9 protein-coding genes and 1 pseudogene are annotated in these 8,897 nt (G+C 41.3%); 9 read left to right on the forward strand and 1 reads right to left on the reverse strand.

The features are described 5' to 3' along the window. Window positions 1–125 precede the first annotated feature (125 nt). The 3 genes from AC0YN6_RS29690 to AC0YN6_RS29700 all read left to right on the forward strand — a co-directional run bounded on the left by AC0YN6_RS29690 (window position 126) and on the right by AC0YN6_RS29700 (window position 2,377). The gene (locus tag AC0YN6_RS29690; protein WP_475751748.1) at window positions 126–590 is read left to right on the forward strand and encodes a hypothetical protein; all 465 of its coding nucleotides are present in this window, start codon (window positions 126–128) and stop codon (window positions 588–590) included. Window positions 591–926: 336 nt separating this feature from the next. Then, a complete protein-coding gene (locus AC0YN6_RS29695) occupies window positions 927–1,460 on the forward strand; it encodes a GNAT family N-acetyltransferase (RefSeq protein WP_475751750.1) in 534 nt (177 codons plus the stop codon). Window positions 1,461–1,552: 92 nt separating this feature from the next. Next, a complete protein-coding gene (locus AC0YN6_RS29700; protein WP_475751751.1) occupies window positions 1,553–2,377 on the forward strand; it encodes a hypothetical protein in 825 nt (274 codons plus the stop codon). 315 nt (window positions 2,378–2,692) lie between these two features. Here AC0YN6_RS29700 and AC0YN6_RS29705 read toward each other — a convergent pair whose 3' ends face one another. After that, on the reverse strand, window positions 2,693–3,898 hold the full coding sequence (locus AC0YN6_RS29705) for an IS110 family RNA-guided transposase (RefSeq protein WP_475751753.1): 1,206 nt from the start codon (window positions 3,896–3,898) through the stop codon (window positions 2,693–2,695). A gap of 412 nt (window positions 3,899–4,310) precedes the next feature. On the opposite strand from AC0YN6_RS29705, the gene AC0YN6_RS29710 reads away from it, so the two are divergent. From AC0YN6_RS29710 to AC0YN6_RS29735, 6 genes and pseudogenes are all read left to right on the forward strand, one after another. Continuing rightward, complete coding sequence (locus AC0YN6_RS29710; protein ID WP_475750504.1) at window positions 4,311–4,529, forward strand: hypothetical protein; 219 nt, start codon at window positions 4,311–4,313, stop codon at window positions 4,527–4,529. Between the two features lie 282 nt (window positions 4,530–4,811). Continuing rightward, complete coding sequence (locus tag AC0YN6_RS29715) at window positions 4,812–5,591, forward strand: GIY-YIG nuclease family protein (protein ID WP_475751755.1); 780 nt, start codon at window positions 4,812–4,814, stop codon at window positions 5,589–5,591. Between the two features lie 165 nt (window positions 5,592–5,756). Continuing rightward, on the forward strand, window positions 5,757–6,116 hold the full coding sequence (locus AC0YN6_RS29720; RefSeq protein WP_475751757.1) for a hypothetical protein: 360 nt from the start codon (window positions 5,757–5,759) through the stop codon (window positions 6,114–6,116). A 519-nt stretch (window positions 6,117–6,635) separates the two neighbouring features. After that, entirely contained in the window at window positions 6,636–7,487 is an 852-nt protein-coding gene (locus AC0YN6_RS29725) for a hypothetical protein (protein WP_475751759.1), read from the forward strand. Window positions 7,488–7,750: 263 nt separating this feature from the next. Beyond that, window positions 7,751–8,101: a hypothetical protein gene (locus AC0YN6_RS29730; protein WP_475751761.1), complete on the forward strand. Its 351-nt coding sequence runs from the start codon at window positions 7,751–7,753 to the stop codon at window positions 8,099–8,101. Window positions 8,102–8,256: 155 nt separating this feature from the next. After that, window positions 8,257–8,661, forward strand: a pseudogene (locus AC0YN6_RS29735) (DUF4259 domain-containing protein). Window positions 8,662–8,897: the final 236 nt, after the last annotated feature.

An 8,897-nucleotide genomic window follows, 5' to 3' on the forward strand; every position in this document is an offset into this window, starting at 1 on the left:
CAGTTGCTCCCTATTTTCATTGAAGTAACGGGCAGAAGAGTCTAATACCGTAAGCAGGGAAAATTAACTACTGATAGAACTTATTTAACTGATGCAACACTCTTACAAACCAAGGAGATTCTCAAATGAGTTCAAATAGTTCTGATGTGAAAAATACAGCTAGCAATAATAATGAAATTAAAATAATTAGTCTTTTGATAAATAAAATAAGAAGTGTTAGTGGAGAGTTAGTTTTGTTCGAAGAGTCTCCAGCGGATGCAGAAATGGTTTGCCTAGAATTATCTTTTGAAGGTTATACCATTACCAGTCAAAGCGAAAATTACTTTACTGCTCTACAACAGCTGAGAGTTGAACTAGAGGAGCAAAATACACAAATTTTGTGTAACGGTGCAGCGATCAACATATATCCTTCACGTATGCAACTATCTATGGGGGTTGGGCGATTAGCATATAAGTTACATCTAGGGGCCCCTGCCAAAATTGCAGATGTTACTGATATTTTCGAGTTTAGTAAAGACCTGGAGTTTGTATCAGTTATTGAGCAGGCAAACTACTATCAGAGATGGCAAGACAGCATTCTGAGCAGATAGTCGATTAAACTAACGGGAAACGTTAGTTGAACAGTGCAAGGAGCAGATACTACGTGAACTGCACCCCGTCAAGTAGACAGTACAAATAATAAAAATCAGTTAAGCGGCCTTGTGCGAGGCAGTGGGATATCCGAATCAAAAAATCGCCTCTGAGCAGGCCCCCGAAATAATAGTAGACGGGCCCGGGATTCTACCGTTACAAAGAAGCATCGTTGTTAGACGATGGCTAAGAGGACGTTTTATGTAAACGTCAATCAGGGTGGTAACGCGGAGTAACTCCGTCCCTTATGGGATGGGTTTTTTTTGCGTTTTAATTAAATAATTGGAGGTATTCAAATGAGAAAGGTAATGGTTACAGAACGTCTGACATTGCGGCCACTTGAGCTTCATGACGCTGAAGCAATGGAGAAATTAGCTGGAGAAAAAGAGGTAGCGGATACGACGCTGAACATGCCTCATCCTTATCCAACAGGTTCGGCTACTTCGTTTATCAAAGTGAGGCATGAGGCTGCAGAAAGAGGTGATGGTTACTCTTTCGCTGTTACTTTAACGGAAGATGACGCGTTTCTCGGAGTCGTTGGCCTACACGTAAATAAGAGGCACAATATGGCTGAGTTAGCGTATTGGATAGGTAAACCATATTGGAGAAGCGGCTTTTGCACTGAAGCAGCCGCAAAGGTAGTTCAGTTTGCATTTGATGAGCTTGAGTTAAATCGCGTATTTGCTGCAGCGATGACGCGAAATCCTGCATCTTATAAGGTTATGGAGAAAATCGGAATGAAGTATGAAGGGATTCTGCGTAATCATATTCGCAAGGGAGACGTTTATGAGGATCTGAGGCATTATGGACTTTTGCGAAGTGACGATTAAACTAACGGAGAACGATAGTTCAGTGGCTGTGGAACCTTTCGGGAGGCTATGGCGTCCATTTAGTCGTACCTTATCCGATAGGAGTGGATGATTTGACATTGGGGAAGAAAATACAGAGGGTGACACTGGTGCTCGCAATCTCGGTAACGTTTATGACGGCACTGGTGGGGTGTGGCAAGGAGCAGTCTTCGACATCGGAAATCGTACCACCTGCGCCAGAGGTAGTATCGGAGCTCGAACAACCTGGAGAGGCAGGGGCATCGATCTTTCCGGATGCTGAAAGGTTTTCGGAGGATGATACGCAATCACTGGAGAAAATCTCCGCGAAGGATGGCGAAAAATACCTGGAAGTACTGAAGCAGCAGGATACGAAGGCATTGTCCGGACTCATGGCGCATGCGGAGAATGAGTATACCGAGGCTGATATGGCAAAGGTGCTGGAAGGATTCCTGCTGTACTTTGACGGCTTGGAAAACCTGCTACTGCGCTTCGAGGCTAACGAGCAGAATGACGAGTACTATGTTGAACATTACACCATCGCAGGTACGAAGGACGGTAAGGAACGCGCCATTCCTTTTCAAATGAAATATGCCAAGTCCCAGGGGATGGAGCAGATTCAGGATGACGACAGGCGCGAGCCGCTGTACAACTCTCCACTGATCGGGCAGTATCCCTATACGGTGCTGGAAGTTGAGCGTTACGTGCAGGCGCTGCTGCAGAAGGACACAGCAAGCCTGGCACTTCATTTGGGCATGTACGATGACAACGAGGAAACGAAGGCGGCAGTGGAGCGGATGCTTCAGAAGTATGAAGAATCACTCGATCTGAGCTCGGTAAAGGTCGTATCGAAGGGCTACGATGAGCAGGAGGATCAATACTTTTACGAGCTTCACGATAGTAACCAGCAGACGCACTAACTTTGGTTAGGCGGGGAAGAGCTTAAGATTGTGGACGAATGGGTGACCGGCCAAGCAACAGACTAATGAAGCATTGCAGCAACCGTTGAAAGTGAAGCAATTGGTTCTGTCCAGGGACGGGGGATGATGCTTAATAAAAATCAACAGCAGCCGTTCAAAACAACTCTTAGCCCCTTTGTTAAGCTATACCAGCTAATAGCCTGTCAATATTTAACTATTAATGAAGTAAACGAAGGGTGCTATACTGGTTAAAGTGCATGACAAATAACCGCCCCAAAGAATTTGGGAAGGTTTTCCTCAATATCTAAACGTTGCTTATTCAGTCAAGCGGAAAGGCTCTTTCTTGGTCAATATCGCATATATCCAATGGATCAGTCTATTTACACAAGCGATCACGGCTACTTTAAATAGTTTGCCTTCTGCACGCTTTTTGTCGTAATAAGCTCTTATTCTCTTGTTACGTGAGCCTTTCAGTCCACACCTTACAGCTTGATATAAAGCTGTCCGAAGCCTTCTAGAACCACGTTTGGTGATTTTATTTCGGGTTGCTGTAAACTTGCCGGAAGAAAAGACGCTTGGATCAATACCAGCAAACGCAACCAGTTTCTTCGCGTGATCGAATCGATCAATTTCTCCGACCTCAGCTAAAATTGTTGCTGCAATTTTGGTGCCAATGCCGGGTATCGATTGGATTAGATCGTACTCCATTAATTCTTCAGCCAGAGTCTCTATCGATTTATCCAGTTTCGTTAGATGCTCCTGGTATTGAAGAAGTAAATTAATGAATAGCTCTAATGAGATCAAATGACTCGGAAAAGCAGTCTCTCTGAAGGGATTTCTCTCTGCAGCAGCCATTAATTTCTGTGCCCGTTCTAGCGACCATCTGTTTGAACTGACATGTCCAATAAGGCGTTTTATGTTCGCCGTAACGTTTTCCTCGGACAACGCTAGCACCGATTGAGACGTTGGATACTGGGCCAGGAAACGAAGTGATACCTTAGAATAAAGGTCACCAAACACGCCATGATACTCTGGAAAGACTTGATCCAGTACCGCTTGAAACTGTAACTTTACCTGGACATACATTTCAGTCAGTGACTCATGTTGCCGTGTCAGGTAACGCAGATTCATCAGATACTGACCCCGTTTTTTGTAAGGCTCCAGCTCTTCTTTATAGAACATTTCACCCAACTGGTATGCGTCAGCAACATCCGTTTTCACCTTACGTAAATTCATCTTTTTTGCTTGGTGTGAAATTAATGGATTGATAACGATATACAGATATTGATGCTCATCTAGAAACTGAATAACCGGACTATGATAATGGCCCGTTGCTTCTAACACAATGGCCGGACGCTGCTCAGCAAAGGACTCCACGTTTTGAGCAAAGCGGAGGAAGGACGCTAATCCCTCATGATTGTGCTCAAATCGAAAGGTCTTTCCGTAGGGCGATCCTCGATCTGAAAAAGCTTGTGCATGACTTTCTCCTTTAGATACATCTAATCCAATGACAGGATTCATTCGATCACTCCCGATATTATATTCGCCGGCAACCCCTAACCTTCTTGTCGTCCACATTATCGCATGTGATCCGGGATCATTGTCCCAACCAGCCTAATCATGGTTTAACAAGTAGGGGGGATGAACTGTATAGCTCTCGGGATCCAACTCCCACGGGCAGGTACGTTCTATCCCCGGCTACCGCTATCTTACGACCACACAAAAATGAGGTCCACCAGAAAGATCTGGTGACCTCATAATACGAACGGGCAGGTTAGCGCAACTATTAGATGGATTTATGGTTCTCATATGATACAATTTATCCCAGATATCTTCGCGGGTTAATGAAAAGCAGTGGTGTTGACTAATAGGTGACCAACACAAAAAGAGGGGTAGTTTTATGAATATGCATTAGTCACTATAGGAGGTGCTTATGATGAAAGGCGTGTCGAAGCCGCTCAAGTGGATATTATTTCTAGCCCTCGCCCTTGTTCTTATGGGTACGCTCTGCTTTACCATCTTATTTCTCGGTTCGTCTGAACCAATTGTAACGGAGATTCATGAAGTGCCTGGAGAGATGGAGATAAAAGTGTTGCCTGACAATGGACAGAGCGGGATTGGAAGAGTGGAAGTGAAGTGGCAAAGCCCGTAAGCGTAGGGCACAGCTCATAATACGAACGGAGAACTATAGCCTAACTAAACAAAGGTGATTGAAACCTTGTAGACGGTAATAAACCGTTGAGCTAACGGGCAGGATAGTTCAATTACTTACCGAATTACTTAAGTCATGGCGAATTTACGAAGTTCGCAAAAAAACGTTAAATGAAACTCCCGAAATCAAGAACATTAAATGGCTAGTCAGCTATTTTCGATAACATTTTAGATATAAGTAACGAAGCGAATTTCTTTTTAATAGAACGGGGAGGTTATAGTTTTGGGTTTCAGAACGTTAATAGGTGGCATCTCTAAAATTGATGAACCAACAAACTATGAATATTTATATTTTTGGGAAATTGAAAAATTTCCACCTCTCTCTGCGGTATATAAAATATATGGGATAAATAATGATTTATTGTATGTAGGGGAAGCACAAAATCTTCAAGTGAGAATGGCTCAACATTACCACGAGAGAACACAAGGCAAGTATAAAAATGTGAAAAAAAGTAGGATTAAACATATCAAAAATTTAAAAGCAATGGAAGATACTAAGACTGACATAAATATTGCAGAATACAAGAAATACTTCACTAGAGTTCATTATCATGAGTGCTCTGCCATTGAAAGAAAGATATATGAAATAATGTTAATTAATGAGGAATCCCCAGCGTTCAACATTAAAGATAATTTTAAATATCTAAATCAATCAGAAGCTAAGAAAGCAGCAGATAAATATGCATTTGTGAATCATGACGACTTGATAATTGAAAATAATCCTATTTTCGAAGGTGCTGACTGGTGTGGGATTCCTCCTGAGGAATTTGCTATATATCATGCATATGAAGAAATAAAAAATATACAAAGTGCTGGAATAGTAAATAAAGTTTATGACCAATTTATTGATCGGGGTATTAAAGATAATTTTGTAGATAGCCTTAAAAAAAAATATTCTTTATCTGATGAGGAATTACAAGATCATGCAAAATTATTTGCAGAGGATCCATCGGCCGATAACAATATTTTCCACACAGAAGTAAATGATTGTAAAGATAATTAAAAGAACTATGAAAAGCACAGTACGAAGCAGGTATTATCAAGAAACCGGGAGCATCATCTAACACCATATTCACGTTTCGGGACATTAATCCCTCTGTCCAGCCTATTGATTTCGGGGTTAAGCTAACGGTAACAATAGTTGAACATACAAGGAGCAGTTTGCTACGTGGCAGTTGCTCCTTTCTTTGTTAAGCTAACGGGCAGGATAATTCAAATGGTAACCGAATACTTAACTCAGGTTTTAGGTCGTAAAAGGATAAGGGTGAATTATGTGGCAAATGATTACGTTTGGGGAATTTTCGTTGCAGATGCTTCAATTGGTATTCCAAATTTCTTTCCAATAGGTATTTACACCACACGTGAGTTAGCGATTAATGAAGTGGAAGCCTTGCCAAGAGATCACAATTATCAATTACTTCGAATGCCGATAAATAATAACTTCGCATATTACCATAAAAAGAGTGGTAAGTTGGTTGGGATGGATGCGATCCATCATGAACATTTTCATTTCAAAGATGAAAGTTAAAACAATTTGTTGTTACGCTAACGGGGAACGATAGTTCAATGATGGCAGCGGCGAACCAGTCCCTTTGAGGGGGCTGGTTTTTTCAATACATAAGATAAGTTATGTACTGGAAGTGTCGTTAAGCTAACGGGCAGGGATAGTTGAAATATGTTACTATGATGATTAAATGGGAATTTGAATGCTGGAGGTCGAAAATGGGGTTTCTTGTTGTGATTATAATGGTAATTGGTTTAGCAGGGATAATTAGTAATCAATATTCGATGATAAAGAAGATGGAGGAAATTAAAGAAACTCTTCGTGAAATTAAGGATAAAAAATAAGCTATAGTGTAGCCATTATTAAGCTAGCAGGCAACTTAAGTTCAATCAAAAAGTAGCAGTTTGATGCGGCAACTGCTACTTTTCTTTATTAAGCTAACGGGCAGGTTAATATGGTAATTGTCTGGGCGCTATGAAGCTATTTTTTCATGAGATATACTATAAAAAACAGATATGACTGGTTGAAGGAGAAGAGAGTAAAATGGTACATTCCTACGAAATACCACCTTTACTAGATGAGATTATGACATGGGAGAAGGAGATCAAACAGCAAGTTCCATATTTAGAGACTCCTACAGGCTATTATCTGCAATTCGATCCGAATGAAAACGGAGGGTATCAAAGTTCTCCAGCTGACGCGATCATGTTTGCGGGTACGGGCATGGGCGGCATTCATTTTTCCTTCCTGACGGATTTCGGTTCGGTGACGGATTTAAGCGTGGCGCCTATCATTTGCGTCGACCCTATGGATTTTGGAAAATGCGCGAGGGTAGTTGCCAACAATATCAGCGATTTTTTCGCGCTTCATTTTTCAGATCATGAAGGTCTGCTGCTGAACAATTTTGAGTCCGAGGAAGATTACCTGGACTATTTGAGAGACCGGGAAGGGAAAGAGGAATCCAGCGAATATTTCGACAGAAAGAAGTGGGATCTGCAGAAAAACGAGGTCAGGGACTTGGCTATGAGAAGATTCGGCTTTCAGCCTATCCTTGACGGTTATTCCTATATGAAAGAGGTGCGGCATGCGCGATGGAAAGAACTAATCGTATCTACTTCCGACGGGCTAGGGATAGTGTCTCAGGGAACTGCAGTCAATAGTCTGAAGAAACAGACTCCTCACCCTTGGCATATGAAGGAAATCCCATACCGGGAAGTCGAACAGCTGAATGCCTATATAGAGAGCGCGGAGCAAGCAGGGTTATTCGGCTTTATCCGTGACTGTCAGGTCCAAGGAGTGGATGATTACGAAGTTATTCAGGTGATCTGCGATCGGCTTGTTTCGCTCGGTTTTCCTTTGGAAGCCGAACGGCTGGCGAATTGTATGGATATATGATCGTTGGGCTAATCGAGATTGAACAAGAAAACAGTGACACTATGTTTGCTGTTTTTTTTGTAGATTTTTGCGGCAAGTAATGAGGGAAATCATTTAATGTTAGGGGTGCCAGCAGTATAAAGTGGCGAGAGCGTTAAACTAACGGGCAGTTATGCGTAACAAATCCCTTAGGGTTTACGTATAGGATGTAAATGGAAATTGAATAATTCATTTGCTGACAGTGCCTAATTGGAGTTTGAGGCAAATAAGGAAGGTTTGATCATATGGAAAAAGATCGGATATTGGAATGGGCAATGAAATACCAAATAGAAGAGGAAACAATTAAATGCTTTTGGCTTAATTTTTATAACTATAAAGAAGAAGAACCAGAAGAGTTTAAACAAGTTTTTGGAATGAATTTCGAGTCTGACAAGCTATTCGTTCAGGTGAGTTCTGTACAAATATCTTTTGAATCATCTAGGGATGAAGAGAAAATTTTCCCATCGCGTAACTATGGGTTTGATTATGCCGTTTCATGTATTCCAATCGTATATAATGAGCGGAAACTCGGGGTTTATAAACTCCTTTTCACTTTGGATGGACAATCATTTGACGATTTTTTTATTATCGATTAAGACCGTTAATGGGTAACGATAGTTCCACCCCTGAAGGGCTGCTATATGGCAGCCCTTCGCTACGCTAACAGGCAGGATTGTTTAATCACCTCGCGAATACTTCAAGTATGGAGAATTTGAGAATTTGCGTAAATTCAAACTGGAGAGTGTCTAACATGGGAGCATGGGGAACTGGAATATTCGAGAATGATGATGTATTGGATTGGAAAGCTGAACTTCTTGAATCTGAAGGTCTAGAGATTATCAATGAAACCCTTGAAACAGTAATCGATGAAGATTATTTAGAAGTTGACTTAGCTTCAAATGCAGTTGGAGCAATTGAAATTCTTGCTGCACTTCAAGGTAAACCAGGTGAGGAACTAAAGAATGAATCGAGTTATGTAGAAGGGCTTAAAGAATGGATAGAGTTGCATAAAGGTCAAGGAAAAAGCTTATTACCAGTTGCAAAGTAAGCTATTAAGAAGATAAAAAAGGATTCTGAACTAAAAGAACTTTGGGAAGAGTCGGAAGATTATAAGACCTGGTTGAAAATTATAAATGATTTAGAAAACCGATTGTAGTAAATCAAGGAGTGGGGTACTTCACATAACTTCGTATTCACACTTCGAACTATTCGGCCATCGATCCGTGGAGATCCCCTTGGGACCAATCCTTTGGCGGTCGGAAATTCATTATGCTAACGGGGAACGATAGTTCAATAACAGACATGGATGAGCAGGCGCAACAGTGAACTGCTCATTATATTAAGCTAACGGGCAGGATTGAGTAGTAAAATTATTGTACATAAAAACCAAGG

The organism is Paenibacillus sp. J22P15, from assembly GCF_056269345.1.

Bases quoted from the DNA above. Each gene is read 5' to 3' on its own strand.
- AC0YN6_RS29705 (WP_475751753.1), bottom strand. From the start codon at position 3,898: ATGAATCCTGTCATTGGATTAGATGTATCTAAAGGAGAAAGTCATGCA.
- AC0YN6_RS29695 (WP_475751750.1), top strand. From the start codon at position 927: ATGAGAAAGGTAATGGTTACAGAACGTCTGACATTGCGGCCACTTGAG.
- AC0YN6_RS29725 (WP_475751759.1), top strand. From the start codon at position 6,636: ATGGTACATTCCTACGAAATACCACCTTTACTAGATGAGATTATGACA.
- AC0YN6_RS29730 (WP_475751761.1), top strand. From the start codon at position 7,751: ATGGAAAAAGATCGGATATTGGAATGGGCAATGAAATACCAAATAGAA.
- AC0YN6_RS29710 (WP_475750504.1), top strand. From the start codon at position 4,311: ATGATGAAAGGCGTGTCGAAGCCGCTCAAGTGGATATTATTTCTAGCC.
- AC0YN6_RS29690 (WP_475751748.1), top strand. From the start codon at position 126: ATGAGTTCAAATAGTTCTGATGTGAAAAATACAGCTAGCAATAATAAT.